This is a genomic window from Herbaspirillum sp. GW822-FHT03A08 (genome assembly GCF_058801885.1).
The window spans coordinates 158,169-184,462 of the sequence record NZ_JBXANR010000005.1; the positions used below are offsets into that span (position 1 = coordinate 158,169).

At 60.2% G+C, this 26,294-nt stretch carries 23 protein-coding genes; 7 read left to right on the forward strand and 16 right to left on the reverse strand.

What is annotated here, in order from left to right; all coding sequences use genetic code 11:
* Window positions 1–8: 8 nt before the first annotated feature.
* From AC1RN6_RS16860 to AC1RN6_RS16875, 4 genes are all read right to left on the reverse strand, one after another.
* Window positions 9–1,280, reverse strand: a complete 1,272-nt coding sequence (locus AC1RN6_RS16860; RefSeq protein ID WP_493006595.1) for an NAD(P)/FAD-dependent oxidoreductase — start codon at window positions 1,278–1,280, stop codon at window positions 9–11.
* On the reverse strand, window positions 1,277–1,633 hold the full coding sequence (nirD, locus tag AC1RN6_RS16865) for a nitrite reductase small subunit NirD (protein WP_493006597.1): 357 nt from the start codon (window positions 1,631–1,633) through the stop codon (window positions 1,277–1,279). The genes AC1RN6_RS16860 and nirD overlap by 4 nt, the downstream gene beginning before the upstream one ends.
* A 144-nt stretch (window positions 1,634–1,777) precedes the next feature.
* Window positions 1,778–4,354, reverse strand: coding sequence for a nitrite reductase large subunit NirB (gene nirB, locus AC1RN6_RS16870; protein ID WP_493006598.1), 2,577 nt, complete (start codon window positions 4,352–4,354; stop codon window positions 1,778–1,780).
* Between the two features lie 13 nt (window positions 4,355–4,367).
* On the reverse strand, window positions 4,368–5,705 hold the full coding sequence (locus tag AC1RN6_RS16875) for an MFS transporter (RefSeq protein WP_493006599.1): 1,338 nt from the start codon (window positions 5,703–5,705) through the stop codon (window positions 4,368–4,370).
* A 477-nt stretch (window positions 5,706–6,182) separates the two neighbouring features.
* Here AC1RN6_RS16875 and AC1RN6_RS16880 point away from each other — a divergent pair, with 477 nt between their 5' ends.
* Both AC1RN6_RS16880 and AC1RN6_RS16885 read left to right on the forward strand, forming a co-directional pair.
* On the forward strand, window positions 6,183–7,625 hold the full coding sequence (locus AC1RN6_RS16880; RefSeq protein WP_493006600.1) for an aldehyde dehydrogenase family protein: 1,443 nt from the start codon (window positions 6,183–6,185) through the stop codon (window positions 7,623–7,625).
* Window positions 7,612–8,571: an AraC family transcriptional regulator gene (locus AC1RN6_RS16885; RefSeq protein WP_493006601.1), complete on the forward strand. Its 960-nt coding sequence runs from the start codon at window positions 7,612–7,614 to the stop codon at window positions 8,569–8,571. Before AC1RN6_RS16880 ends, AC1RN6_RS16885 begins: the two co-directional genes overlap by 14 nt.
* A gap of 27 nt (window positions 8,572–8,598) precedes the next feature.
* Here the strand turns inward: AC1RN6_RS16885 and AC1RN6_RS16890 are convergent, their stop codons facing one another.
* Complete coding sequence (locus AC1RN6_RS16890; protein WP_493006602.1) at window positions 8,599–9,774, reverse strand: winged helix-turn-helix domain-containing protein; 1,176 nt, start codon at window positions 9,772–9,774, stop codon at window positions 8,599–8,601.
* A gap of 214 nt (window positions 9,775–9,988) precedes the next feature.
* Here AC1RN6_RS16890 and AC1RN6_RS16895 point away from each other — a divergent pair, with 214 nt between their 5' ends.
* The 4 genes from AC1RN6_RS16895 (at window position 9,989) to AC1RN6_RS16910 (ending at window position 13,950) form a co-directional block, all read left to right on the forward strand.
* Window positions 9,989–10,513 (forward strand): DoxX family protein, encoded by a 525-nt coding sequence (locus tag AC1RN6_RS16895; protein WP_493006603.1) that lies wholly within the window; start codon window positions 9,989–9,991, stop codon window positions 10,511–10,513.
* 61 nt (window positions 10,514–10,574) lie between these two features.
* Window positions 10,575–10,865 carry a YciI family protein gene (locus AC1RN6_RS16900; protein ID WP_493006604.1) on the forward strand — a complete coding sequence of 97 codons (291 nt, stop codon included), beginning with the start codon at window positions 10,575–10,577 and terminating at the stop codon, window positions 10,863–10,865.
* 426 nt (window positions 10,866–11,291) lie between these two features.
* Complete coding sequence (locus tag AC1RN6_RS16905) at window positions 11,292–12,461, forward strand: iron-containing alcohol dehydrogenase (protein WP_493006605.1); 1,170 nt, start codon at window positions 11,292–11,294, stop codon at window positions 12,459–12,461.
* Between the two features lie 67 nt (window positions 12,462–12,528).
* Complete coding sequence (locus AC1RN6_RS16910) at window positions 12,529–13,950, forward strand: MmgE/PrpD family protein (RefSeq protein ID WP_493006606.1); 1,422 nt, start codon at window positions 12,529–12,531, stop codon at window positions 13,948–13,950.
* A 25-nt stretch (window positions 13,951–13,975) separates the two neighbouring features.
* Here the strand turns inward: AC1RN6_RS16910 and AC1RN6_RS16915 are convergent, their stop codons facing one another.
* From AC1RN6_RS16915 to AC1RN6_RS16930, 4 genes are all read right to left on the reverse strand, one after another.
* On the reverse strand, window positions 13,976–14,914 hold the full coding sequence (locus AC1RN6_RS16915; RefSeq protein WP_493006607.1) for a LysR family transcriptional regulator: 939 nt from the start codon (window positions 14,912–14,914) through the stop codon (window positions 13,976–13,978).
* 168 nt (window positions 14,915–15,082) lie between these two features.
* Window positions 15,083–16,561, reverse strand: a complete 1,479-nt coding sequence (locus AC1RN6_RS16920; protein WP_493006608.1) for an aldehyde dehydrogenase — start codon at window positions 16,559–16,561, stop codon at window positions 15,083–15,085.
* A gap of 38 nt (window positions 16,562–16,599) precedes the next feature.
* On the reverse strand, window positions 16,600–17,529 hold the full coding sequence (locus AC1RN6_RS16925; protein WP_493006609.1) for an NAD(P)-dependent oxidoreductase: 930 nt from the start codon (window positions 17,527–17,529) through the stop codon (window positions 16,600–16,602).
* Window positions 17,530–17,604: 75 nt separating this feature from the next.
* On the reverse strand, window positions 17,605–19,035 hold the full coding sequence (locus AC1RN6_RS16930) for an aldehyde dehydrogenase family protein (protein WP_493006610.1): 1,431 nt from the start codon (window positions 19,033–19,035) through the stop codon (window positions 17,605–17,607).
* 389 nt (window positions 19,036–19,424) lie between these two features.
* On the opposite strand from AC1RN6_RS16930, the gene AC1RN6_RS16935 reads away from it, so the two are divergent.
* Window positions 19,425–20,624: an ABC transporter substrate-binding protein gene (locus AC1RN6_RS16935; RefSeq protein ID WP_493006611.1), complete on the forward strand. Its 1,200-nt coding sequence runs from the start codon at window positions 19,425–19,427 to the stop codon at window positions 20,622–20,624.
* A 213-nt stretch (window positions 20,625–20,837) separates the two neighbouring features.
* On the opposite strand, the gene AC1RN6_RS16940 is transcribed toward AC1RN6_RS16935, so the two are convergent.
* The 7 genes from AC1RN6_RS16940 to arsC all read right to left on the reverse strand — a co-directional run bounded on the left by AC1RN6_RS16940 (window position 20,838) and on the right by arsC (window position 26,260).
* Entirely contained in the window at window positions 20,838–21,434 is a 597-nt protein-coding gene (locus AC1RN6_RS16940; protein ID WP_493006612.1) for a thiamine pyrophosphate-dependent enzyme, read from the reverse strand.
* Window positions 21,431–21,973 (reverse strand): phosphonopyruvate decarboxylase, encoded by a 543-nt coding sequence (locus tag AC1RN6_RS16945; protein ID WP_050477623.1) that lies wholly within the window; start codon window positions 21,971–21,973, stop codon window positions 21,431–21,433. Before AC1RN6_RS16945 ends, AC1RN6_RS16940 begins: the two co-directional genes overlap by 4 nt.
* Window positions 21,974–22,092: 119 nt before the next feature.
* Window positions 22,093–23,025 (reverse strand): LysR family transcriptional regulator, encoded by a 933-nt coding sequence (locus AC1RN6_RS16950; protein ID WP_493006613.1) that lies wholly within the window; start codon window positions 23,023–23,025, stop codon window positions 22,093–22,095.
* A 109-nt stretch (window positions 23,026–23,134) separates the two neighbouring features.
* Window positions 23,135–23,989, reverse strand: a complete 855-nt coding sequence (locus AC1RN6_RS16955) for a Rossmann-like and DUF2520 domain-containing protein (protein ID WP_493006614.1) — start codon at window positions 23,987–23,989, stop codon at window positions 23,135–23,137.
* 111 nt (window positions 23,990–24,100) lie between these two features.
* On the reverse strand, window positions 24,101–24,880 hold the full coding sequence (locus AC1RN6_RS16960) for a class II aldolase/adducin family protein (RefSeq protein ID WP_493006615.1): 780 nt from the start codon (window positions 24,878–24,880) through the stop codon (window positions 24,101–24,103).
* 218 nt (window positions 24,881–25,098) lie between these two features.
* Entirely contained in the window at window positions 25,099–25,848 is a 750-nt protein-coding gene (gene arsH, locus AC1RN6_RS16965; protein WP_493006616.1) for an arsenical resistance protein ArsH, read from the reverse strand.
* Window positions 25,829–26,260 (reverse strand): arsenate reductase (glutaredoxin), encoded by a 432-nt coding sequence (arsC, locus tag AC1RN6_RS16970; RefSeq protein WP_493006617.1) that lies wholly within the window; start codon window positions 26,258–26,260, stop codon window positions 25,829–25,831. The genes arsH and arsC overlap by 20 nt, the downstream gene beginning before the upstream one ends.
* Window positions 26,261–26,294 lie beyond the last annotated feature (34 nt).

Below are 26,294 nucleotides of genomic sequence, written 5' to 3' on the forward strand. Positions count from 1 at the left end.
TGTCCTGATCAGGCTGCTTTATTGTCCTGGCTGCCTTGGGTCGGGCTGCAGATGGCCTGACCGAACAGCAGTTGATGGCGGATGGCGGAAATGTCGCCGCCTTTCTGGATCAGGTCGAAGTACCACGGACCGTCCTTGACGTCGCCATACAGCACCGCGCCGATCAGTTTGCTGCCCTTGAGCACCAGCCGTTTGTAGATGCCGCGGCGCGGATCGCGCAGCACCAGATCTTCGGTATCGTCTGCCGCGATGAAGTCGCCCGCTGAATACAGATCCACGCCGGTGACCTTGAGCTTGGTGGCAGTCGCCTGCTGCACGTAGCGGCGATGTCCGGCGCCGGCCAGATGGGCGCCGCACACGCGGGCCTGATCCCAGATCGGCGCCACCAGGCCGAAGGTCGCCTTGCGGTGCTGCACGCATTCACCGACGGCATAGATGCGCGGATCGTAAGTTTGCAGCGTATCGTCGACAACGATGGCGCGGTCGCAATGCAGGCCGGCCTCTTTCGCCAGTTCGATATTCGGCCGTACGCCGGCGGTCATGACGACCAGGTCGGCCGGGATTTCCGAACCATCCTTGAAGCGCACCGCCGCGACGCGGTCGGCGCCGACGATGGATTCCGTCTGTGCGTTGAGCAGGAAGCGCAGGCCTTTCATCTCCAGCGCCTTCTTCAGCAGCGCGGCAGCAGGTTTGTCCAGTTGCTGATTCATCAGGCTGTCGGTGACGTGCACCACGGTCACATCCATGCCTTGCCTCAGCAAGCCGTTGGCAGCTTCCAGGCCGAGCAGGCCGCCGCCGATCACCACCGCGTGACGATGGTTGCGCGCAGCATCGAGCATGGTGTTGACGTCCTGGATATCGCGAAAGGCGATCACGCCGGGAAGTTCATGACCCGGCACCGGGATGATGAACGGCTTGGAGCCGGTCGCCAGCAACAGGCGGTCGTACTGAATTTCAACGCCGGCTTGGGAGCGCACGGTGCGATTGCGACGGTCGATCTTTTCAACCGGATCGCCGGCGTGCAAGGTGATGTGATTTTGTTCGTACCACTGGCGTGTGTTGAGCATGATGTCGTCAATGCTCTTGTCGCCCGCCAGCACGGGTGAGAGCAGGATGCGATTGTAGTTGCCGTGCGGCTCGGCGCCGAACACGGTGATGTCGTACAGATCCGGCGCCAGCTTGAGCAATTCCTCGACCGTGCGCATGCCGGCCATGCCGTTGCCGATGACGACCAGCGACGGCTTCTTTGAAGACTCAGCAGCGACCGGAGCGACTGTCATGCACCCACCCACACCTTGCCGTGGTCGATGCGCGCCGGATAGGCGCTGACCGAATGTTCGGGTGCTTCAATGCATTCGCCGGTCTGCAGGTCAAAGTGTTGCTTGTAGATCGGCGAAGCCACCACGATGCGCTCGCCGATGCTGCCGACCAGGCCGCGTGACAGCACCGCAGCGTCGGCGTTGGGATCGTAGTTGCCGATGGCGAAGACGCGCGTCTCACCGTGGTTAGCGTCGATCACATGGAACACCGCGACCTGCTCGCCGTTGATCAGCGCGCAGACGCCGGTATTAGGCACGATGTCGGCGATATCGCAGACTTCGATCCAGTGTTCAATTTGTCGGTCGCTGTGCATGTATTTCTCCTTCATCTATCCGTCTCCGTCGTCCTGATGAAAATCAGGACTCAGTGTCGTTTCTTAGGTCAATCAGCATCGTGTGCATTTCGTCGGCATTTGACGCTGCTGGGTTCTGACTTTCGTCAGAACGACAGATAACTTTTATACCGCCTCAGCCACTACCGGAATATCGATCAGCTTGCGTTCGGCAACCGTGGCCGGACGGATCTGCCCGCGCTCATCGACGAACTTGACGTTGCTGTCGGCTTCCTTGCTGTTGACGAAATGGCGGAAGCGTTTGCGTGTTTCCGGATCGTTGACGGCTTTCTTCCATTCGCATTCATAAGTGTCGACCACGTGCTGCATGTCGGCTTCCAGTTCGGCGGCGATGCCGAGCTTGTCATCGATGACCACGCTCTTCAGATAATCGAGGCCGCCTTCGAGGTTGTCGCGCCAGGTGCTGGTGCGTTGCAGGCGGTCGGCAGTGCGCACGTAGAACATCAGGAAGCGGTCGATGTAGCGGATCATGGTCGCCTTATCGAGGTCGGAGGCAATCAGCTCGGCGTGACGCGGCTTCATGCCGCCGTTGCCGCAGACGTACAGGTTCCAGCCTTTTTCGGTGGCGATGATGCCGACATCCTTGCCTTGCGCTTCGGCGCATTCACGCGTGCAGCCGGACACGCCGAATTTGATCTTGTGCGGCGAGCGCAAGCCCTTGTAGCGATTCTCCAGTTCGATCGCGAGACCGACGCTGTCGTCAACGCCGTAGCGGCACCAGGTAGAGCCGACGCAGGATTTAACCGTGCGCAGCGACTTGCCGTAGGCGTGGCCGGTTTCGAAACCGGCGGCGATCAGTTCTTCCCAGATGTCCGGCAATTGCTCGACGCGGGCGCCGAACAGGTCGACGCGCTGGCCGCCGGTGATCTTGGTGTAGAGACCGTACTTCTTGGCGATCTGGCCGACTGCGATCAGACCATCCGGCGTAACTTCGCCGCCGGCCATGCGGGGGACGACAGAGTAAGTGCCGTCTTTCTGGATGTTGCCGAGGAAGTAGTCGTTGGAATCCTGCAGGCTGGCGTGTTCCTTCTTGAGCACGAAGTCATTCCAGCACGAGGCCAGAATGTTGGCCGCGACCGGTTTGCAGACGTCGCAACCGAGGCCCTTGCCGTGTTGCGCCAGCAGGTCGCCGAAGCTCTTGATCTTGTTCACGCGCACCAGATGATGCAGCTCCTGGCGCGAGTAGGCGAAGTGTTCGCAGACGTGGTTGTTGACAGCCAGGCCTTGCTTCTTCATCTCGGCCTTCATCACCTGCGTCACCAGCGGCACGCAGCCGCCGCAGGCGGTGCCGGCCTTGGTGCAGCTCTTGAGGTCGCCGATGTTGGTCACGCCGGACGCCACCGCCGCACACAGCTGGCCCTTGGACACGTTGTTGCAGGAGCAGATTTGCGCGGAGTCGGGCAGTGCATCGACGCCCAGGCCGACCTTGGCCTTGCCGTCTGCTTGCGGCAGGATCAGGAATTCCGGCGACTCCGGCAACTCGATGCGGTTGAGCATCATTTGCAGCAGCGTGCCGTATTCCGCCGCGTCGCCGACCATGACGGCGCCGAGCAGATGCTTGCCGGATTCGGAGACCACGATCTTCTTGTAAATTTGCTTGCGCTCATCGGTGAACTGGAACGAGCGGCTGCCGGCTTCCTTGCCGTGCGGATCGCCGATGCTGGCGACGTCCACGCCCATAAGCTTCAACTTGGTGCTCATGTCGGCGCCGTTGAACTGGGGAACGCTGTCGGCGGCGTCGTTCAGATGCGCCAATACATGCTTGGCGGCAGTGCGCGCCATGTCATAGCCGGGTGCGACCAGGCCGAAAATCTTGCCGTTCCACAAGGCGCATTCGCCGATGGCGTAGATGTTGGGATCGGACGTGATGCAGCTGTTGTCGATCACGATGCCGCCGCGGTCGCCGACCTTCAGGCCGGATTCGCGCGCCAGTTCGTCGCGCGGACGGATGCCGGCCGAGAACACGATCATGTCGGTGTCCAGGTGCGTGCCGTCTTCAAAATTCATGCGATGCGTGCCGGTTTTACCGTCGACGATTTCCAGCGTGTTCTTTTGCGTGTGGGCGGTGACGCCGAGGTCCTGAATCTTCTGGCGCAGGATGCGGCCGCCGCTGTCGTCGACCTGCACCGCCATCAGGCGCGGGGCGAATTCGACGACGTGGGTTTCCAGATTCATGTCGCGCAATGCCTTGGCGCATTCCAGACCGAGCAGACCGCCGCCGATGACCACGCCGGACTTGGAACGCCTGCCGCATTCGAGCATCGCTTCGAGGTCTTCGATGGTGCGGTAGACGAAGCAATCCTTGCGCTGGTTACCCGCGACGGTCGGGACAAAAGGGTAAGAGCCGGTCGCCATCACGAGTTTGTCATAGGAGATGGTTTCGACGGCGCCGCTGATGTTGACGGTCACGGTCCTGGCGACGATGTCGATGTTCTGCGCCTTGGCGTTGAGCTTCAGGTCGAAGTGGATGCTGCTCTTGCCGGTGTCGAAAAAACCGGGCGCCACCAGCGACAGATCGTCGGCGGTCTTGCCTGCGAAGAATTCGGACAGGTGTACGCGGTCGTAGGCCGGGCGCGGCTCTTCGCACAGCACGGTGACGTTGATGTTGGGCGCACCGCTTTCAGCGAGCGACTCCAGGAACTTGTGACCGACCATGCCGTGGCCAATGACGATGATGTTCATGATCCGGTTCTCCTCAGGCAGGGATGTTGTTGGCGGCCACGGTCAGCGCAGGCTCGTCGTTCTTGTCGGCAGTGGTGAAACGCACAGCGATGGCGCATAGCGCCGACACTGTCACCAGCACGCCCAGCATGCTAAGCGTCTGTTGCGTATTGCCCAGACCTTTCATCAGGAAGCCTGCCAGCACCGCGCCGACGTTGCCGCCGGCGCCGATGATGCCGGCCACGCCGCCCAGCGCCTTGCGGTCGATGAAGGGCACCAGTGCATACGTCGCACCGCAGGCCATGTGTGTGAACAGGCCGAAGCACAGCATGGCGATGACCGCCAGCGTGACGCTGCCGGCATGGGCAAACCACAACAGGCCGAGGCCTTCGCCCAGCATCATCACGAACAGCAGGGTGGCGCGGCGATTGAGGCCGCCTCGTTGGGCGACCTTGTCGGAGATGATGCCGCCCAGTGCGCGTGCAAACAGCGCCAGCAAACCGAAGCTTGCCGCTGCGATGCCGGCGCTCTTCAAAGAAAGACCAAAGTGGTCGACGTAATAAATAGCGGCGATATTGTGGATGAAGATTTCCACGCCGAAGCAAGCGCCGTAAGTGACGAACAGCATCCACACGCGGTAGTTGGCGCTGGCTGTGCGGAAACTCGCCCAGCCGCCTTTTTTACCGCTATCGATAGTGATGCCGGCGGCGCGCAACTCATCGAAATTGCCTTGCGGACAATCCTGGGTGAAGTGCCAGTACAATGCTGCCATCACCAGCATCAGCAAGCCCGGCACCAGCAGCGCCACGCGCCAGCCAAGGTAGTCGCCCACGCCCAGCATCAGCATGGCGGCCAGCAGCAAAGGCATCAGCCCCTGCGCCACGCCGCCGCCCGCGTTGCCCCAGCCGGCAGTGGCCGCATTGGCGGTGCCGACAACGTTAGGCGCGAACATCACCGAGGTATGGTATTGCGTGATCACGAAGCTGGCGCCGATCGCGCCGATGCACAGGCGGAAGAACAGGAAGCTTTCATAGCTTTGCGAAAATCCGACGCCAATCACCGGAATTGCGCCGATCAGCAGCAGGCCGGTGTAGGTCTTGCGCGGGCCGTAGCGATCGCACATCGGGCCGATGATCAGGCGCACCAGAATCGTCACGGCGACGGCGGCGATATTGATGTTGGCGATCTGCTCGATGGTCAGGCCGAGCTGGCCCTTGATGACCGGCATCAACGGCGCGCAGGCGAACCATGCGAAGAAGCAGACGAAGAAAGCCATCCATGTCAGGTGGAAGGCGCGCATTTGCGGCGAGCTGATCGAGAAGAGCTGGATCTTGCTTGCTTTGCTGGTGCTGTTTTGAGAAGTCACGGCCATTTTTATCCCGTAAAAAACAAAAAGGCGCCCGCTCAACAAGGCAGTAATGCCAAGCTAAGCGGACGCCGTTGTCCTGCAGATCCGTCTTTAGATCGGCATTAAGAATTAGGGGGATCGTCGTTGATCCGTACCCAGCTATATGCAAAGCCTGTGCCAGAAGGTCTGAATCCCTTGCGGTAGAAGGGTTTCAGAGGACAGTGGGGTAGCGGGACGGAAACAGCTGGAAAAATATATGTCACGTTATGAGGTGTTGCGGTGCACGGCTGCTCGTAAATGGTGCGCTGCACCGGGCGATTTTGGGTAGATGGCCGGTCCGCAGACCGTCGTACGAAAGCAATCCTGCATGTCCCGATGGCAAGAAAATCCGCCGGGCGGCAGGATCAGGCAATCCTCCGGCAGCATCGGTCTACCGTATCGATGCTGCCGGCTCGTACCATGTTTCGCATGCCCACTGAAGTCTTTTACCAGGAAACCGACATGCGACACATCAATGAAATCTATATCAACGGCCAGTTCGTCCAGCCCCACGGCACGGAAATCATGGAGCTGATCAATCCGGCCAGCAAGACCATCGTCGCCGACGTTCGTCTGGCCGATGAAGAAGATGCGCGCCGCGCGATTGCCGCTGCCAAAGCGGCGTACAAGACCTTTTCGCGCAGCAGCAAGGAAGAACGCATCGGCTATCTGCAAGCCATGCACGACGCCATTCAGCGCCGCTCGGCAGAACTGATCGAAGTCATGATCGCGGAGTACGGTGGCACACGCCGCATGTGCGCCGGTACGGTGGCGCGTTCTGCCAACAGCTTTCTGCTGGCGATCGAATTGCTGAAAAGCTTCGACTTCGTACGTCAGGCAGGCACCGCGCGCGTCACGATGGAACCGCTCGGCGTGGTCGGCCTGATCACGCCATGGAATGCCAACTACGGTTTCATCTGCAGCAAGTTGTCGACGGCGATGGTTGCCGGCAGCACCGCTGTCATCAAGCCCAGCGAGCTGAGCGCCATGCAGACGCACCTGCTCACACAATGCCTGCATGAAGCCGGCCTGCCGCCGGGCGTATTCAATATCGTCACCGGACGCGGCGACACCGTCGGCGCCGAGATCACGCGCCATCCGGATATCGCCAAGATTTCCTTCACCGGTTCGACCGCCGTCGGCAAGCAGATTGCGCGCGGCGCCGTGGACACCATGAAACGCGTCACGCTGGAATTAGGCGGCAAGTCGCCCAACATCCTGCTCGACGATGCCGATCTGGCGACGGCTATCCCGCAGGCGGTCATGGCGGCGGCATTCAACAACGGCCAGGCTTGCCTGGCAGGAACACGTCTGATCGTTCCCGAGCATCGCCTGGAAGAGATCAAAGTGCTCGTCAGACAAGCTGTAGCGGCAATGAAGGTCGGTAATCCCGGGGATGAAGATACGATGATCGGACCGCTGGTTACGCAAAAGCAATACGAGCGTGTGCAAAGCTATATCCGCCTCGGCGTGGAAGAAGGTGCAGAACTGCTGATCGGCGGCGAAGGACATCCGCAAGGACTGGAACAAGGCTACTTTGTCAAGCCGACGGTCTTCGTCAATGTCACCAACGACATGCGCATCGCCCGCGAAGAAATCTTCGGGCCTGTCCTGTCGATTCTGACCTATCGCACCGAAGAAGAAGCCATCGACATCGCCAACGATACCGTCTATGGCCTGCACGGCTACGTCAGCGGCGCCGATCTGGAGCGCGCCAACCGCGTGGCGTCGCAGATCGTGGCGGGGCGCGTTTTCATCAACGGCCTGTACGACGAACCGCGCGCACCGTTCGGCGGCTTCAAGCAATCCGGCATCGGCCGTGAATTCGGACCTTACGGTCTGGAAGCTTATGTTGAACCGAAAGCCATCATTGGTTACGATGTTCCGGTCCATGAAAACGCCTGACGCCGATTCTGCCGATTCCGCCGATTTCCTCGCGGCATCCTCCTCCGACCTGCTTGCGCAGCTGCGGGTGGAGGTGGCTGCGCATTTCGCCGGCGTACCGGCCTCGCAGCGCGATGTGCTGACGGCGATTCCCTATCTGTCCTTCATCCGCATCTGCCAGCCGACGGACCTGAGCCGCGGCATGCTGGAGCCGTCCATGTGTCTGGTGGTGCAAGGCCGCAAGAAGGTGCTGATCGGCAAGACCGTCAACCATTACGGCAGCGGCAGCTATGTGCTGTCGGCAATCGATTTGCCGGTGTCGGGGCAGATTGTGGAAGCGGATGAAGAGGCGCCGTATTACGGCGTGCGCATTGATCTCGATCCAAAAGAGATCGCCGCTTTCATCATTGAACTGAACATCCCCGCACCGCCAAAACGCAGCACGCGTGTCGGCGCTTATGTCGAGGAATCGAGCGGTGATTTGCAGGAGACTTTTTTGCGGCTGATACGCCTGCTGAAAAAGCCGCAGGACATCGCCGCCATGTCGCGCATCCTCAAGCAGGAAATCATGTACCGGTTGATCTCGGCGCAGAACGGCGACGTGCTGTATCACACCGTGCTGTCGCATTATCAGGAGCGCGGCGTCAACGATGCCATCCAGTGGATCAAGCAGAACTATGCCGAGCCGATGTCGATTGAGAAGCTGGCAAAGCAGGTCCGCATGAGCGTGTCGACCCTGCATCATCGCTTCAAGGCGACCACGGTGATGAGTCCGCTGCAATACCAGAAACAGACGCGTTTGCTGGAGGCGCGCCGCATGCTCATGGCCGGCGGCGTCGAAGCGGCCACGGTTGCTTACAAAGTCGGCTATGAAAGTCCGTCGCAATTCAGCCGGGAATATCGCCGCCTGTTCGGCGCGTCGCCGTTACAGGACGTCGAATATCTCAGGCATCATGCCGTGGAGTAAATGCCGGCCTCAGAACGAGTCGTGCCGTCAAGGCCTCGCCATGCGCATGGATTGCTTCTGAAATTGCTCGAAGCGATGCAATTCCTGTTCGATCAGTGTTTTAAGCTGAGGGGATTTCCTGGTGATCCACGTCCATTTTTGCACCCGCAATTTGCCTGCCTGACGATCCATTTTCAGATCCAGTGCTGCAACGATCCGATCGCCCACCAGCACCGGCAGGGCGAAGTAGCCCAGCATGCGCTTTTCCGCCGGGACATAGGCCTCGAAGCGATGCTCATAGCCGAAGAATAATTCCAGCCGCTTGCGCTGAATCACCAGCGGGTCGAAGGGCGACAGGATATGGACGCGTTCTTCTGAAACCGGCCCGGTGCTTGTGATGACTGTCTCCAATTGTTCCGGAGTGATCCAGTGCTGGCTCTTCGGTGCGCCATCGAGATGCACAGGCACCAGTTGCTTGCGCTTGACGCCGGCCGCAACCAGTTCCTTCACCATCGCCTTCATCGGCGCATTGCCATAGCAGATCGAATCCAGGCTGACGATGCCTTGTGATTGCAGCGTGCGTTGCAGCAGGTATTGCGCGAACTGCTTTTCTTTCGATGCAGACGGCCGCCGCTGCCAGCCGAAATGGCGTCCTGCCAGTTCATAAGTCTTGATCATGCCGGTGCGCTTGCTGATCACCAGGTCGCCGATAAAAAATCCCCAGCGCAAGGCCTTTTTCGACGGCTTGCGGCTGCCCCAGGGATGCGTTTTTTCCACCAGTACGTCGTCTTCTATGTCGCGGATCGACAGACCGCCTTCCTTGCGGATGCGTTTGAGCAGGGCGGCATAGTCGGCTTCATCCACACCGTCAAATGAGGCGTGCGGATTGAGCCGCCGTTGTTCCATCGCCGGGATGAAGTGGCGAAATGCTGTTGTCGGCACATAGGCCAGTGCGTGAGTCCAGTATTCGAACACCGATTTGTCCACTGACTGCGCCTGCTCCAGATCGCTCAGTTTATAGTCGGGAATACGCGTATAGAGAATGTGATGATGACTGCGCTCGATGACGTTGATGGTGTCGATTTGTACATAGCCGAGATGTTCGGTCGCCAGCCTGACTGCCTCGGCGCCGTTGCCGAAAGGTGCCAGCTCGTCAAGACGTTGCGCGCGCAGCCAGATGGCGCGCGCCTGGGCGGGAGAGAGCGGGATTGAGTGGGTGCTCATGGGTTTACCGCGTGTCCTTGAATTGATGTGGATGAGATTGTAGAGACTTTGGCGGATTCAGGTGCAGGAGAGGAGCGTCTCGGCAGGACTCTTTGCCCATGCCGAATAGTCAATTCGGCGGCAGGCGGTTTATCTGTGCGGAGGTAACCGGGATGATGGCGTGCATCGGCTTTGTGTCTGCCGTGAGCGCGTTCAACCTGAGACGGAGTTAGTCGTGGATCAATCTCTTCCGAAAGAAAATACGCTTGCCGGCGCTGATGGCGGCAGCCAGGCATCTGTATCGGGGACTTACGTGTTTCCGGCATTCGGTCGTTTCTATGGGCGTATGGAAGGCGTCGGCTGCGCGCTGCTCAGGTTCGGCTTCGGCGCCATTATCTTCACGCACGGTCTTCCCAAGGCGCTGGGAAGCTCGCATGGCTCCATGGCTGATCCCATGGCGGGTTCGATCAACATGATCGGCAAGGCAATGGGCCTGCCGTTCGCGCCGCAACTGGCTTTTCTGGTGATGTTGCTGGAAACCATCGGCGCCGTGATGCTGGCGCTCGGCCTGTTGACGCGTCCGATTGCCGTATTGATGACGGTGGAAATGATCGCCATCAGCTACGCCATGGGCCCCACATGGCCCTGGATAGATCGCGGGATCGAATACCCGGTGCTGCTCGGGCTGGTCGCGGTGTACTTCGTCACACGCGGTGCAGGCGCATACGCACTGGACAGAAAATTGAAACGTGAAATCTGATCGGGATTTTCCCGTACGAAGGTCAGAGATCCACAGCCATATCAACCAGACAAGGATAGTCATGAAATTCATCAACTACGTCGCCTACACGGACGACAAGGAAAAACTCGCTGCACACGCGCCCGATCACCAGCGCTATATGAAAAGCCTGCTGGATGCCGGCCGGCTGTCGCTAGGCGGTCCGTTTGCGGACGGCAGCGGCGGTCTGATCATTTACGAAGTCGCAACCAAGGAGGATGCAGAAGCCTTGCGCGACCAGGATCCGTTTGCGATCGGTGGCGTCTTCGTACGGTCGGAAATCAAGCCATGGCTGTTGCTGGCGATCAATCCGGCGCTGGTGGCGAAGGACTGACGCAGAGTTGAATCTTGCAATAAATAATAGGCCTTTGGAGTCTGATGTCGATCAGTTAAACCTGCCTTCATCCTTCATCCTTCATCCTTCATCTTTCATACGTCATCGTTCACCGTCGTCCCAGCGAACGCCGGGATCCAGTGTCGTGACAAGCGCCGATACGACGATGGATCCTGACTTTCGTCAGGACGACGGCGGTGCAAGCTTTGCGACAAGCAGGGAGGCGTCGCGTTTAAGGGTATGGCATTCGCCTCTGCGGCCCGTTTTTCTTTCATGCATCCTCGTGTAAAGACTGCCGGTCGACTTCACCAAATCATAAGATCCTCTTCGGCAAACAAGAATGGTCCACGCTGGTGCGCTTTGGCATACTGCTTCGATACCTTGCGCCTGCATTTGCGGCGCTTCACTTATCCGGAAGCATTGCTCATGACTCAGTCCGCCTTCAATTACCACAACCCGGTTGAAATCCAGTTCGGTGCAGGCAGCCTCGCCAGATTGCCGGCGATCGTGCAGTCGCTCGGCGGACGGCGGGTGCTGGTGGTGGGCGATCCGGGCGTGCTGCAAGCCGGTCTGGTGGGGCGCGTCACGCAGGTGCTGTCGGCTGCGGATATTCCGCATGATGTTTTTACCGATATCAAGAGCGATCCTGAAGTGCGCTCAGTGGATCTGGGTGTGGCCATGGCGAAGCAGAAGGGCGCCGACATGATCGTAGGCATCGGCGGCGGTAGCGCGCTCGATGCCGCTAAGGCCATTGCCCTGATGATCACCAATGAAGGCAATATTCGCGATTACTTCGGCATTGACAAGGTCAAGCGTCATGGCGCGCCGGTGGTCGCCATCCCGACCACCGGAGGCACCGGCAGCGAGGTGACGGTGTGGTCGGTGCTGTCGGATACCGAGAACGACCTCAAGGTCAATATCGGCAGCCCCTTCAACTATGCGCGCGTGGCGATACTGGATCCGGAACTGACGAAGAGCCTGCCTGCGCACGTGACGGCGGCCACCGGCATGGATGCGCTCACGCACGCGGTCGAATCCTACGTCAACAAATCCTGCCATCCGGTTGCCGAAGCCGTGGCGGAAAAAGCGATCCGCCTCATCGCCGACAACCTGCGCGTGGCGGTGGCGCAAGGCGACCATATGGAAGCGCGCGGCAACATGCTGATTGCCAGCTCTCTGGCCGGCATGTCCTTCAATCGCATCCGTCTCGGGCTGGTACATGCTTTTGCGCTGCCGCTGGGCAATAAATTTCATATTCCGCATGGCCTGGTCAACGGCATCATGCTGCCGTCGGTGATGCGGTTCAACCTGCCGGGCAACTTGCAGAGATACGCCAAAATCGCCGAGCTGTTCGGCGAGCGCATTGAGGGACTGAGTCTGCGCGACGCGGCAGAGCGCTCGGTGCATGCGGTGCAGCAGCTCAAAATCGATATCGGGCTGGTCCAGACGCTGGCTGACTTCGGTGTGACCGAGGCGGCGTTTGAGGCCGTCATCGACGAAACGCTGACCTCGGGCAACATCGCCATTAATCCGCGTCTGCCGACACGTGATGATCTGGCGCACATGCTGCAATGTGGCATGCGCGGCACGGTGTAATCAGTTTGCATGCGCACCCGATCACATTGACAGAAACAGATCACGGATTCATCTACAAGGAGACACCATGAGCAACGCACTCGCCCGCGCCCCGCAGAACACGCAGATTCCCGATGCCCCATCGATCGCCGCCGTGGCGCCGTCGGCCAGCCGGCAACTTGCCGATTTCGCGGCGAACCTGCGCTTTGATGATATTCCGGCGGCGGTCATCAGAAAGACCGAAGACCTGTACCTCGACTGGCTGGGTTCGGCGCTGGCGGGCAAGGGCTCACGCCCGGTGGAGTCGCTCACGCGCTTTTCCATGATGATGGGTGCGGCGGACGGGCCTTCCGAAATCCTGATCAACCGCAAGCACAGCAGCCCGCTGGTGGCGGCCATGAGCAATGCGGCGGCATCGCATGTGGCGGAGCAGGATGACGTGCACAACGGTTCCGTATTTCATCCGGCGACAGTGGTGTTTTCTCCGGCGCTGGCAGTGGCGCAGGCGCTGGGCAGCAGCGGCCGCGAATTCCTGACGGCGTCGGTGGTCGGTTACGAAGTGGGCATCCGCATCGGCGAATATCTGGGGCGTTCGCACTACAAGATCTTTCACACCACCGGTACTGCCGGCACAATTGCCGCTGCGGTGGCGGTCGGATCGTTGCTCAAGCTCACGCCGGAACAGATGCTTAACGCCATCGGCTCGGCGGGCACGCAGGCCGCCGGCTTGTGGGAATTTCTGCGCGATGCCGCTGACTCCAAACAGTTGCATACCGCGCATGCAGCGGGTGCTGGATTGACGGCGGCTTATCTGGCCAAGGACGGCTTCACCGGTGCGCGCCAGATACTGGAGGGTAAGCAAGGCATGGCTGCCGGCATGTCCACCGATGCCGATCTGCGCAAGCTCACCGACGGTCTCGGCACACGCTGGACCCTGCCGGAAACTTCATTCAAATTCCACGCATCCTGCCGTCACACGCATCCTGCTGCCGACGCACTGCAGCAGGTGCTGCGTCGCGACAAGCTCAAGCTCGGCGACATCTCCAGCGTGGTCGCACTGGTGCATCAAGGCGCTATCGACGTACTGGGGCCGGTGACCGATCCGCAGACCGTGCATCAGTCGAAGTTTTCCATGGGCACCGTGCTCGGCCTGATCGCGAACTACGACAGCGCCAGCCTGGCTGAATTCGACAACAGCTATGTTGACCCGGCGGTGGTGGCCTTTCGCAACAAGGTCAGCATGCAACTCGACGCCGAAGTCGATGCCGCTTATCCGGCACGCTGGATCGGCAAGGTGAAAGTGCGCACTGCCGACGGCAAGACCTATGAAGGACGTGTCGACGAACCCAAGGGCGATCCGGGCAACACGCTCAGCCGTCCGGAAATCGAAAAGAAAGCAATCGCGCTGGCAAGCTATCGCGACGGCGCCAGCGAGGCTGAGATGCAGAAGGTCATCGCACAGGCGTGGAATCTGGAAAACGTCGAACGCATCGGCGACATTCTGAGCTGAGAGGATGGGGGCGGAAGGACGTGACTTAGCTGTCGCCGGTGCTCGCGTCCTGGGTTTTCGCTTCGATCCCAGCTTTTTCAGCATCAGCCACCAGCAGCACGATGAGCGCCTTGGCGAACGCCGGCAATTCCTCAAAATTGCGCACGCAGATTTTCATCGCGCGCACCGCCCATTTGTCGTTGAGCGGCACGATGGCGATGCTGGTGTTTTGCGCATAGCGGCGCGCGGCGGATTCGGGAAGAATGCCGACGCCGATATCGGCGGCGATCATGCGGCAGGCCGCTTCAAAATTGCCGACCTGAATACGGATCTGCAAGCTGCGATGCAAAGCGTCGCTCGCTTCGTGCAGGAAGGTATGCAGGGCGCTGGCCTCGTGCAAGCTCACATGGTCGTATTCCAGGGTGTCGGCAAAATCCACTGCATCGGCTTGCGCCAGCGCATGACCCGGCGGCGTCACCAGCACCAGACGGTCGCTGCGGTACGGAATGACTTCAAGGTCGCGCGTGCTGACATTGCCGGCGACGATACCGATGTCGGTCTGGCCGTCGGCTACGGCGCGCACGATATCGCGGCTCGGTTTTTCATGCAGGTCGATGTTCACATCCGGATGCGAGGCCAGGTAGGCCTGCAGGATGGGCGGTAAAAATTCCACCAGCGCCGTGGTGTTGGCGAACACGCGCAGATGTCCTTTCACTCCTTTTGCGTACTCCTGCAGATCGCCGCGCAGATGCTGAATCTGCCGCAGCACCAGACGCGCGTGCATGGCGAAGGTCAGTCCGGTCGGCGTCAGGGCCACGCCTTGTCCGGTGCGGTAAATCAGTTGAATACCGATGCTGTCTTCCAGTTTCTTGACCCGGGTGCTCACTGCCGACAGCGACATGTGCGTCGCATCCGCGGTGCGCGTGAGACTGTTGAAATCTGCGATGTTGACCAGCAGGCGTAAATCGACAAGATCAAAATGCATAGGAAGAAGGGTAGACACGGGATTAAGAAAACTTGATCGGAGGAGTGTAGCGCAAAAGCGCAGGGGGGATTGGCGGCCGCCTGGCGCAGGAAAAGTTCGAGTGCAAATGAAAAACGCCTGTCGCAGCGCAACAGGCGTGAAGTGCAAAGATGACGTTTTCCGTGTCGGTCAACGCATGGTGAACGGATTCCCGGTCGCGGCGCCGGTATTGATCCAGACGCTCTTGACCTGCAGGTACTCGTGGATCGCATCCATGCCGTTCTCGCGGCCGGTGCCGGAATCCTTGTAGCCGCCGAACGGCGACATGTAGCTCACCGCGCGGTAGGTATTGACCCACACCGTGCCGGCCTGGATGCGGGAGGACATGCGAAACGCGCGGCCGATATCGGCAGTCCAGACGCCGGCGCCGAGGCCGTAGGCAGAATCGTTGGCGATGGCGACGGCTTCTTCTTCATCCTTGAAACGAATCACCGAAAGAATCGGACCGAACACTTCTTCCTGCGCGATGCGCATGCGATTGCTGACGCCGGAGAAAATGGTCGGCTCGATGAACCAGCCGTTACCGCATTCGCTGCGTGTCGCCGGAGCACCGCCCATGATCAGTCTGGCGCCGTCCTGCTTGGCGATGTCGATATAGCCCAGCACCTTGTCATATTGCTGACGCGTGGTGATCGGTCCGACCTGTGTGCCGGCGTCAAGCGGATCGCCCATGCGTGCGGTGGAGGCTAGCGCTGTCAGCTTTTCCAGGAAGGCATCGTGGATATCGTCCTGCAACAGCAGGCGCGACCCGGCGATGCAGGTCTGGCCGGTGGCGGCAAAAATACCGGACACGGCGCCATTGACGGCGTCTTCCAGATTGGCGTCGTTGAAGACGATGTTGGGCGATTTTCCGCCCAGCTCCAGACTCACGCGCTTGAACTGCTTGGCGGCGCTCTGGTTGATCATGCGGCCGGTGGCGTCGGAACCGGTGAAGGTAATCTTGCGCACCAGCGGATGCTCCACCAGCGGCGTGCCGACATCCTTGCCGTAACCGCTGACGACATTGACCACGCCCGGCGGGAAGCCGGCTTCTTCAAACAGCTTGACGAACTCCAGCGAGGAGACGGAGGTGAACTCGGACGGCTTGAGCACCACCGTGCATCCTGCCGCCAGCGCCGGAGCGATCTTCCATGCAGTGAGCAGCAGCGGCGAATTCCACGGCGTGATGGCGGCCACCACGCCCAGCGGCTCATGCCGGGTGAAGTTGAAATAATCCTTCTTGTCCAGCGGAATGACCGCGCCCTGGATCTTGTCGGCCAGGCCGCCGAAGTAATAGAACCACTGCGGGATGTAATTGAGCTGGCCGCGCATTTCGGCAATCAGCTTGCCGTTGTCGCGCACTTCGTATTGCGCCAGCTTGTCGGCGTCGCGGGCGATTAGATCGCCAAGACGGCGCAGCAACGCGCCGCGCTGGCTTGCTGTCAACGCCGGCCAGGCGCCGGTGGTGAAGGCGCGATGCGCGGCCTGCACCGCGCGCTCGACATCGGCGGCGCCGCCGGCGGCCACCTGGGCCCAGACCTCGCCGGTGAATGGATTGTAGGAGTCGAACCAGGCGCCCGATGCGGCGTCCGAAAACTTGCCGTCGATGAAGAGCTGATAACGTTGCACGGTGATATTCCTCTGCGAGCTTATTGATGCCGGAATGGTTAAGCGGATTTTTTCTTGAGACGGGCCTTTTCAGTGCCCGACAAATCGCACAGGACATCGACCATCGCCGAGAAATCGTTGCCGCCGAAACCACGCGCACGCGCCGTGCTGAATGCTTCACGCGCAGCAGCGCCGATCGGCATCGGCGACTTCACCGTATTGGCGGCATCGACGATGAGCGTCAGATCCTTATGCGCCAGATCGATGGTGAAGCCGGGACCGATGTCACCTGCCAGCACCTTGTCCGGCCATGCGATCTTGAGCTGGCCGTTGGTGGCGGTGGTGCCGTAGATGACGTCCAGTGTTTTTTCCAGAGACAGTCCGAAGCGTTGCGACAGCGTCAGCGCTTCTGCGTTGAGCTGACAGGACACGACGGCCAGATAATTGTTGACCAGTTTGGTGCGCGTGCCGGCGCCGGTGCCGCCGCAATGATGGATCGTCGTACCCATGGCTTGCAGCAACGGCGTCACGGTGGCGTAGTCGGCGTCCGTTGCGCCGACCATGAACAATGACTCGCCGCGATCGGCGTGACTTGCCAGCCGGCCCACGGGAGCATCGACGAACGACTTGCCTTGCGCCAGCGCAGCGGCTGCGAGGCGGTCGGTGACGTCAGGTTCGACGGTGCTCATGTCCATGATGATGGCGCCGCGGCGTGCATGCTGCAGTACGCCATCGGCACCGCCGACGGCAGTTTGCACGATGGCCGAATTAGGCAGCATGGTGATGATCACGTCCATGTCGCGCGAGGCGTCGGCAATGCCAGGCGCGGCGCGTGCGCCGAGTTTGACCAGCGCGTCGACGGCGGCCTGATTGATGTCGTAGACGGTCAGTTGGAAACCCTTGCGCTGCAGGTTGGACGCCATGCCCAGCCCCATGCGGCCGAGGCCGATGAAGCCGACGTTCAGACCGGATTGTTTGTTCTCGCTCATTGCTTTGTCTCCTGATTATTGTTGACGCCGCCGTTGGCCGGCGGCGTTTTTGGGATGCTGGCTCAGACGCTCATATCAGACACTAAGGTATGAGGTCTTGACGATAGTGTAGAACTCGATCGCGTACGTGCCTTGTTCGCGCGGACCGTAGCTCGATGCCTTGCGGCCGCCGAATGGCACGTGGTAATCCAGGCCGGCGGTGGCGAGGTTGAGCATGGTCAGGCCGGCCTGCGCATTGGCCTGGAAATGCCGCGCATGCTTTTGCGATGTCGTGCAGATGCCGGCGGACAGGCCGAACGGCGTGTCGTTGGCGATGCTGATAGCTTCTTCGTAATTTTTGGCGCGGATCACGGCAGCTACCGGTCCGAAGATTTCTTCGCGGTTGATCTGCATCTGGTTGGTGGTCTCGGTGAACAAGGTTGGCGACAGGTAATGTCCCTTGGTCGCGCGTTGCAGCAATTCACCCTTGACCACTGCCTTGGCGCCTTCGCCGAGGCCGATGTCGATGTAGCGCAGATCCTGGTCGAGCTGGCGCTGATCCACGACGGGACCGACTTGCGTACCGGCCTTGAGTGCATTGTCGATGACGATCTTGCCCAGGCGCTCGGCCACGGCGCTGACGAAGCGGTCATGAATGCCTTCGGTGACGATCAGGCGGCTCGATGCCGTGCAGCGCTGGCCGGTCTGGAAGAAGGAACCGTCCACTGCGCAATTGACCGCGGTGTCGAAGTCGGCGTCATCCAGCACGATGAGCGGATTCTTGCCGCCCATTTCGGCCTGCACGCGGATCATGCGCTTGTTGGCTTTTTCCACGATCTGACGGCCGGTCTTGACCGAGCCGGTGAAGGTGAGGGCATCGACGCCGGCCAGCATGGCTTCGCCGACCACCGGGCCGCTGCCGTGCAGCATATTGAATACGCCGGGCGGCACGCCGGCGCGCGCGATGATTTCTGCCAGCGCGGTTGCGGTGCCGGGTGTGGCTTCCGATGGTTTGAAGACGACGGTGTTGCCGAAGGCCAGCGCCGGGGCGATTTTCCATGCCGGGATGCCGATCGGGAAATTCCACGGCGTAATGATGCCGATCACGCCGACCGGATCACGGGTGATCTCGACGTCGACGCCGGGACGAACCGAAGCAAGTTTTTCGCCGCGCATGCGCAGCACTTCGCTGGAGAAGAAGCGGAAGATGTTGGCGGCGCGGCCGACTTCGCCGATGGCTTCGGCGCGCGTCTTGCCTTCTTCGCGGGCCAGCAGTTCACCGAGTTCTTCCTTGCGTGCAAACAACTCGTTGGAAACCGTGCTCAGAATATCGGAGCGCAGCTGCGCGGTGCCGGTGGACCATTTTGGCAGTGCCTGCTGCGCTGCAGCGATGGCTTCGGCAACTTGTTGCGCGCTGGCGTGCGCGGCGCTGCCGATGATGTCGGCGGTGTCGGACGGATTGATGTTGTCGACGTTGGTGGCGCCGGAGACCCATTCGCCGGCGATCAGATTTTTGTATTCAGTCATTGCTTGCCTTTGCACACAGTAATGTGAGGCAGGAAGGAGCTTCCTGCTCTCCCGAGTCGATTGCTGGAAGAGTTCAAGCATCGCATGACGCACTGCAAGCGTCCAATGACCGATTTTGATTGGACCATCACGTTTGTGCATGCTTGCAGATGCATTCGTGGAATCTGTTGCGTCTGTCGATGCCGGCGATGCCGGACTTGAGCATAGCGCGAAACAAATGAAGATGCAGACGGCGGCATATAGCAATTGGGAATGCGTCGATCAGAATCCGTCATTGGACAGCACGGTGTCGCTGCGATAAGTTTTTGGTCGCAGCGCTGAGCTTGTACAAACGCTTGTACACACAAACGAGCCGGTGTGCGGAAATTCTTATAACAATGGAGAAGACAATGAATGCGAAATTGAAGGGGTTGACCGCTGCAATAGCTGCCGGTCTTGCCATGAGTTGTGGTAGCGCATCGGCTGCAGGAGACGTCATCAGGATTGGCTTTATCACCGATATCTCTGGGGTCTATGCCGACCTGGACGGCGCCGGCGGTGTCGAGGCGATCAAGATGGCGATTGCAGATGTCGGCGGCAGCATCAACGGCAAAAAAATCGAGCTGACGGTCATCGATCACCAGAACAAGGCGGATATCGCCGCCAGCCGTGCGCGGGAATGGTATGACTCCGGCTACGACGTGGTGGTCGGCGGCACCAATTCGTCGGCCAGCCTGGCAATCGCCAAGGTCGCCTCAGAAAAGAAACGCGTGTTTCTCTCGCCGGGCAGCGGCACCACGCGCCTGACCAATGAGGAGTGCAATCCTTATACCGTGCAATACACTTACGACACGATCTCGGTCGCGCGCGGGACCGGGACGGCGATGGTCAAGCAGGGCGGCAAGACCTGGTACTTCCTGACGGCGGACGTGGCCTTCGGCAACTCGCTGGAGAAAGATACCGGCGACACGGTCAAGGCCAACGGCGGTACGGTGCTGGGGGCGGTCAAGCATCCTCTGGCGGCATCGGACTTCTCGTCCTTCCTGTTGCAGGCGCAATCGTCCAAGGCGCAGGTGCTCGGCCTGGCGACCGGTGGCAGTGATCTGGTCAACGCGATCAAGGGCGCCGCCGAATTCGGGATTCCGAAGACCATGAAGCTGGCCGGCATCCTGATGTTCATCAGCGATATCCATGCGCTGGGATTGCAGCAGAGCCAGGGGCTGTATTTCACCGATGGTTTCTATTGGGACCGTACCGAAGAATCGCGTGCCTGGTCGCGCCGTTTTTTCCTGAAGACCAAGAAAATGCCGACGTCGTTGCAAGCCGGTGATGCTTCGGCCGTGGCGACTTACCTGCGCGCGGTCAAGGCAGTCGGCACCGATGCCGACAAGGTGATGGATTACATGCGCTCGCACAAGATCGACGACTTCTTCGCCAGCGGCGGTGTGATCCGTCCGGATGGCCGCATGGTGCATGACATGTATCTGATGCAGGTCAAGACACCGGCTGAATCCAAGTATCCATGGGACTACGCCAAGATCGTGCAGACCATTCCCGGCGATCAGGCTTACATGAGCAAAGCTGAATCGAAGTGTACTTATTGGAAGTGAGAATCGGAAGCAAAGACGTAGTTTGTCATCGCTGAAAAACTGCCCGCACATGCGGGCAGTTTGCGTTTGTCGATACGGTATCAATTCAAGGCGTCGCATGAATTGCTGAACTGATCCGGCAATGACGGCATGGGTGATGAATTTACATGAGGCGTAAAAAAGCCCGCCGTAAAGGGCGGGCCATGAAAGCACAACGAAGTCGAAGCAATACCATTACATCGGCGACAGCCCCAGGGCCGCGCGGAAGCGGTTCTTGACGTAGACGCCATCGCGCGGCGGCAAGGCGCGCGGCAATTCGTCAGCGTGTACGAAGACCTGTGCCAGTAACGTTTTGGCGCGCTTGTTGATGGTGGCGGCCAGTGCTTCGATCTGATTCAGATCGTTGACGGTAACGACTTCCGCGATGCCGCAGCCGCGTGCAACCACGGCGAGGTCGGTGCCGAGGCTGGTGTGGCTGCGCTGCATGCCGGTTTCACCGAAATGGCCGTTGTCGATAACGACGATGTTCAGGTTGGACGGTTGCTGCGCGCCGATGGTGGCCAGGGCGCCGATGCCCATGAGTTGCTCGCCGTCGCCGGTGATGACGATCACGGTGCGTTGAGGCTGGGCCAGTGCGATGCCCAGGCCAACCGCCGCAGCGCCGCCCATCGCGCCCCACAGATAAAAATTCTCGGGACGGTCGCCGGCGGCATACACGTCATACGAAGCGGAACCCAGACCGGTGACCACAAGCGCGTCCGGGCAAGCGGCGATCAGCTTGCTGACGAAGACGCGGCGGTCGATGCTGGCGGTGTTGGTGCGCTGGTTCATTTTGCCTCCCATTTCTTTTTGCCGATCAGGCGTTGGCCGAGCAGCACGCATACCGATTCGCCGCCTTCAAAAGCAGCATCGAAGCCGGCGCTGACGGTATCGGCCACTTCTTCAGGGCGGTCGGCGCGCAGCACTGTGATGCCCATCAGTTCGATGGCGGCCTGGGTCGCTTTGCCCATCGGCGATTGCCATTGATTGAACTCGGCCCATTCGCCGCGCATGGTGATGATGGAGAAAAACGGAAAGCGGCAGTTGGCCACCAGCGAGAACATGTTGATGCAATTGCCCACGCCGCTGCTCTGCATCAGCAAGGCTGCGCGCTGGCCGCCAAGCCAGGCGCCGCATACGGTGGCGACACCTTCTTCTTCCGTGGTCAATACCACGCCGCGCATTTCCGGATCGGCATGCACGCGCTGAATGACGTGAGAGTGACCGGCATCCGGGACGTAGGCCACTTGCTTGACGCCGCCGTTTTTCAGGATGGAAAAAATCTCCTCGCGCCAGGCTGGCTGCGGAGCTGTGCTGCTAGAGCTGTTCATAAAATCCCCGATCAATGTTCTTGAGCTGGGATCATAGAATGCGTGGAAAGCATGCGTCCAATACTGATATTTTGTCGCCCAATCAGTTTTCGGCATAGCTCTGAAAGCCGCCTGCAGGCTTACTCTGCGAGCCAGGTCGCTCCAGGCCACGCGCCTTGTTCGACGCGGTCCTTGATCAGGGTGCGCAGCTCGCTGACGGCGCAACGCACGCCGATCGACGAACGCCGTGTCAGCGGCAAGGCCAGCACGATCTTGCGCAGCAAGGGGGGATTGGTGATGGCCGCGGCGCTCAGGCGTCCGGCCGCGACATCGTCGAACACCGCGACGCCGGGCAGGATGGTGTAGCCAAGGCCGCTGAAGACAAGATTCTTTTGGACGTTCATGGCGTTGGTTTCGGCGACTACCGACAAGTGCACGTCAGCCTGGGCGCAGGCGCGGTCTACCAGATGGCGCAGGCCATGCGGCTGGCTGGGCAGGACCAGGGGCAGTTCGGCGATGTCTTGCAAGGGCACCTCGACACCGGCGGTCGGTTTGTTTTCCGGCAGGCCGACCAGATACAGGATTTCATTGAGCAGCGGCTGCACTTCAAGCACGGCGGAAGGCTTGGGATCGTAGAGCAGCGCGACGTCGACTTCACCGTCTTCCAGCCATTGCTGCAGATAGCCGGCATAGCCGACCGAGATGTTGATGGTCAGTTGCGGGTACTGGCGCTTGAGACTGCTCACCAGCGCCGCTGCCAGTAAATCGGTGGTGCTGGGCAGCAGGCCGACGGTCACGGTGCCGGTGACGGTGCCTGGCGCGGGGACGATTTCCGCTTTGGCGGCATCCAGCTCATGCAGGGCGCGGCGGGCGTGATTGGCGAGGATGCGGCCGGCTTCGGTCAGCTCCATGCCGCGCCGACCGCGGGCAAACAGCATGGCGCCCATGTCTTCTTCCAGCAAACGCAACTGGCGGGACACCGCCGGTTGCACAATGTGCAGTAACTCGGCGGCACGGGTCACGCTGCCGGTTTCGGCAATCGCAAGCAGGGCGCGCAACTGTTTGACGTCCAAATGATCTCCTGGGGATGGAAAGCGGCAACGCTATTTATGCAAGTGCCGGCAAGTAAAGGCAAGTGCCAGCAAGTGCGGAAGTGTTTGCGTTGCCCTGGCTATTCAGCTTTTAGCTGGAGCCGATGGCTTCCTGCAGGGCAGCAAGCTGATGCTCCTGCAGTTTGCCATTCCGGCGCGCCAATTGTAGCTGTCTTGCGGCTAACTGGCGGTAGAAGGATACCTGTTCGTCGCTGAGTTGTTCCAGCGCGCGCAAATGCCGCTGGACCACTTTGACATCGCCGCGCGAGATCGGTCCTGCGAGCGAGGCGGCGACCCCTTTGACGGCGGCGGTTTCCAGGGTCCCGCGAGCGACCGGCAGCAGGGCGCGCAAGGTTTGTTCTTCGCTGATGCCGAAGGCGCTCCAGGCGCGCGCCGCTTCGTTGAGCATGGACAGCAGGAAAGTGCCGACGAACAGGCTGCCGCCGTGATACAGCGCGCGCGAGCCGGGCGGCAGCAGCATCGGCACCATACCCAGCTTCTCGGCCAGCTGGCGCAGGATCTGTTCCAGCGCCGGCGGACCTTCGATACCGGCAGTCGCGCCGGGCAGCAGCGCCAGCGTGCGTTGCGGATCGGAAAAAATCTGCATCGGATGATAGCCACCCGTGACCGCACCGGCCTGCGCTGCAGCGTCGAGCACCGAGACCTCGGTGGCGCCGCTGCAATGCACGACGTATTGGCCCTTGCGCCACGGCAGGCTGGCGGCCAGCGGACCGATGTCGTCGTCGGGTACCGTCAGAAACACCAGATCGGCCTGCACCGCTTGTTCCGGCGTCACGGCTAGACAGCCTTCCAGCCCGGCGGCGGCTTTGCGGGCCGACTCCGGATTGCGGCTGGCGATCATGGTGACCGGCATGCCGGCGCGGTGCCAGGCGATTGCCAGCGTGGTGCCGAGACGGCCGGCGCCGATGAAGCTGATGGATTGCATGGGAATACTCCCGGAAATGAAAATGCGAGGTGAGGAGAGAGGCGCACAGGTGCGGGCCGCCACGCTGAAATCATGGTGACGCCCGCTGATGGTGGCGCGAAGGTACAGCCGCTAGTCGCGATAGGACGTGTCGCGCCGGTCAAGGTAGCGCAGCATGGCAGGCCATTCCATCTCGCCATAGGGGCGGCGGGTTTCGGGGCGATACAGATGATAGGTCTTGGCGGCGATCTCCGCCGACGGCATGTGCAGCGGCGTGGAACAGGACATGGCGTCGACCTGCGACTTGCAGGCCATCTCCAGCCAGTAGATGCTGTTGAATGCCTGTGCGATGCTGGCGCCGACGGCGAGCAGGCCGTGGTTGCGCAGCACCATGGTGTCCAGCTTGCCGAGGTCGCGCACCAGCCGCTCGCGTTCATCCAGCTCCAACGCCACGCTTTCGTAGTCGTGATAGCCGATTTCGGAAAACCGCATGGCCGTCTGCGTCAGCGGCAGCAGGCCGCATGCCATGGCGGACACGGCCATGCCGGCGCGGGTATGGGTATGGATGACGCAGGACACGTCTTTGCGCGCGGCATGTACCGCACTGTGGATGACGTAACCCGCCGCGTTGATGCCGAGGTCTTTGTTCGGATTGTGCAGGACGTTGCCGTCGATATCGATGCGTACAAGACTGGAGGCAGTGATCTCCTCATACATGAACCCGTAAGGATTGATCAGCAGATCTTCGGTGCCGGGGATGCGCGCCGTGATGTGGTTGTAGATCAGGTCGCTCATTCCGAAACACGCCATGAGCCGATAGCAGGCCGCCAGGTTGACGCGGGTTTCCCATTCGGCCTGACTGAAAGCGGACGATGCCGGCGATTGCAATTGAATTGCTTGCGTGCTTGCCATCTCTTGTGTCTCCTGTCTGAACGTCCGGATAGGCTTCCGGTTCGCTCTACATTGTCTTCCTTCGATGACGGCATCGCAATGCGCGAATATCGAAGGGAGGCTTCTGCGCAGCAGAAGTCGGTTGTGGGAGGAGGCACGGCGCGTCGGCAGCGATGTTTCTGTCGGGTAAGGCAGATGGACAGGATGTCCGTCAATGGACCGGCTTATACAAATAGTTGCTACAGAACGGAAGGGGCAGAAATATGGGTCGCTGACGACAGGCTTACACGTTTTTCCAGCGCTTCTTTGGTTTCGCGGCGCTCACTGTAGCGATCGACCAGAAATGATGAGACATCCCGGGTCAGCAGCGTGAATTTCATTAACTCTTCCATCACGTCCACTACGCGTTCGTAGTACGACGAAGGCTTCATACGGCCGTCCTCTCCAAATTCCAGATACGCCTTCGCAACAGAGGATTGATTCGGGATGGTGAGCATACGCATCCAGCGTCCGAGAATGCGCATCTGATTAACGGCGTTGAAGGACTGAGAACCTCCGGAGACTTCCATCACTGCCAGTGTTTTTCCCTGTGTTGGCCGAACAGCGCCTTGCGCCAGAGGAATCCAGTCTATCTGCGCTTTCATGATGCCGGTCATGGCGCCGTGGCGCTCCGGGGAGCACCAGACCATGCCTTCCGACCATTGAGCCAGTTCACGCAACTCCACGACTTTGGGATGGTTTTCCGGTTCGGCGTCGGGCATTGGCAATCCGTGCGGATCGAAGATCCGCGTCTCCGCTCCCATGGCCTGCAGCAACCGCGCAGCTTCTTCTGTCAGCAGGCGGCTATACGAACGTTCGCGCAAAGAGCCGTATAAGAGCAAGAATCGCGGCGCGTGGGTCGCCCGGCGCACATTCAAAAAGTCTGCGGCGGTGGGTTGCTGAAACAAGGTTTCGTCGATATTGGGCAATTCAGGATGCGGCTGTGACACGTTGCCCCTCCGCGTTGATGACGGTTTCTCCGTCTTCTTTGGTGAAAGCTGCCTTTTGTGGATTCGGCAAGATAGCCAGCACCAATTCCGAAGGACGGCAAAGGCGTGTTCCTTTCGGTGTGACGACAAATGGGCGATTGATCAGGATCGGATGCGCAAGCATGGCGTCAATCAGCAGGTCGTTACTGAGCTGCGGATTGTCGAGGCCGAGTTCGGCATACGGCGTCCCTTTTTGACGAATGGCGTCACGCACCGTCAGACCTGCGTCATTAATAAGTTTGATCAATGTTTCTCGCGTCGGGGGATGGAGAACATATTCGATGATTTCCGGTTCGTCGCCGGAGTTACGGATCATCGCGAGCGCGTTGCGAGACGTGCCGCAGACCGGATTGTGATAAATCTGAATAGTCATGAGGGTTCCTTGCAGATAGAGAGGGGGCTTTATG

What these genes read in the sequence shown, in the direction of transcription:
- AC1RN6_RS16860 (WP_493006595.1), bottom strand. Translation starts at nt 1,280, where the DNA reads ATGACAGTCGCTCCGGTCGCTGCTGAGTCTTCAAAGAAGCCGTCGCTG.
- nirD (WP_493006597.1), bottom strand. Translation starts at nt 1,633, where the DNA reads ATGCACAGCGACCGACAAATTGAACACTGGATCGAAGTCTGCGATATC.
- nirB (WP_493006598.1), bottom strand. Translation starts at nt 4,354, where the DNA reads ATGAACATCATCGTCATTGGCCACGGCATGGTCGGTCACAAGTTCCTG.
- AC1RN6_RS16875 (WP_493006599.1), bottom strand. Translation starts at nt 5,705, where the DNA reads ATGGCCGTGACTTCTCAAAACAGCACCAGCAAAGCAAGCAAGATCCAG.
- AC1RN6_RS16880 (WP_493006600.1), top strand. Translation starts at nt 6,183, where the DNA reads ATGCGACACATCAATGAAATCTATATCAACGGCCAGTTCGTCCAGCCC.
- AC1RN6_RS16885 (WP_493006601.1), top strand. Translation starts at nt 7,612, where the DNA reads ATGAAAACGCCTGACGCCGATTCTGCCGATTCCGCCGATTTCCTCGCG.
- AC1RN6_RS16890 (WP_493006602.1), bottom strand. Translation starts at nt 9,774, where the DNA reads ATGAGCACCCACTCAATCCCGCTCTCTCCCGCCCAGGCGCGCGCCATC.
- AC1RN6_RS16900 (WP_493006604.1), top strand. Translation starts at nt 10,575, where the DNA reads ATGAAATTCATCAACTACGTCGCCTACACGGACGACAAGGAAAAACTC.
- AC1RN6_RS16905 (WP_493006605.1), top strand. Translation starts at nt 11,292, where the DNA reads ATGACTCAGTCCGCCTTCAATTACCACAACCCGGTTGAAATCCAGTTC.
- AC1RN6_RS16910 (WP_493006606.1), top strand. Translation starts at nt 12,529, where the DNA reads ATGAGCAACGCACTCGCCCGCGCCCCGCAGAACACGCAGATTCCCGAT.
- AC1RN6_RS16915 (WP_493006607.1), bottom strand. Translation starts at nt 14,914, where the DNA reads ATGCATTTTGATCTTGTCGATTTACGCCTGCTGGTCAACATCGCAGAT.
- AC1RN6_RS16925 (WP_493006609.1), bottom strand. Translation starts at nt 17,529, where the DNA reads ATGAGCGAGAACAAACAATCCGGTCTGAACGTCGGCTTCATCGGCCTC.
- AC1RN6_RS16930 (WP_493006610.1), bottom strand. Translation starts at nt 19,035, where the DNA reads ATGACTGAATACAAAAATCTGATCGCCGGCGAATGGGTCTCCGGCGCC.
- AC1RN6_RS16935 (WP_493006611.1), top strand. Translation starts at nt 19,425, where the DNA reads ATGAATGCGAAATTGAAGGGGTTGACCGCTGCAATAGCTGCCGGTCTT.
- AC1RN6_RS16940 (WP_493006612.1), bottom strand. Translation starts at nt 21,434, where the DNA reads ATGAACCAGCGCACCAACACCGCCAGCATCGACCGCCGCGTCTTCGTC.
- AC1RN6_RS16945 (WP_050477623.1), bottom strand. Translation starts at nt 21,973, where the DNA reads ATGAACAGCTCTAGCAGCACAGCTCCGCAGCCAGCCTGGCGCGAGGAG.
- AC1RN6_RS16955 (WP_493006614.1), bottom strand. Translation starts at nt 23,989, where the DNA reads ATGCAATCCATCAGCTTCATCGGCGCCGGCCGTCTCGGCACCACGCTG.
- AC1RN6_RS16960 (WP_493006615.1), bottom strand. Translation starts at nt 24,880, where the DNA reads ATGGCAAGCACGCAAGCAATTCAATTGCAATCGCCGGCATCGTCCGCT.
- arsC (WP_493006617.1), bottom strand. Translation starts at nt 26,260, where the DNA reads ATGACTATTCAGATTTATCACAATCCGGTCTGCGGCACGTCTCGCAAC.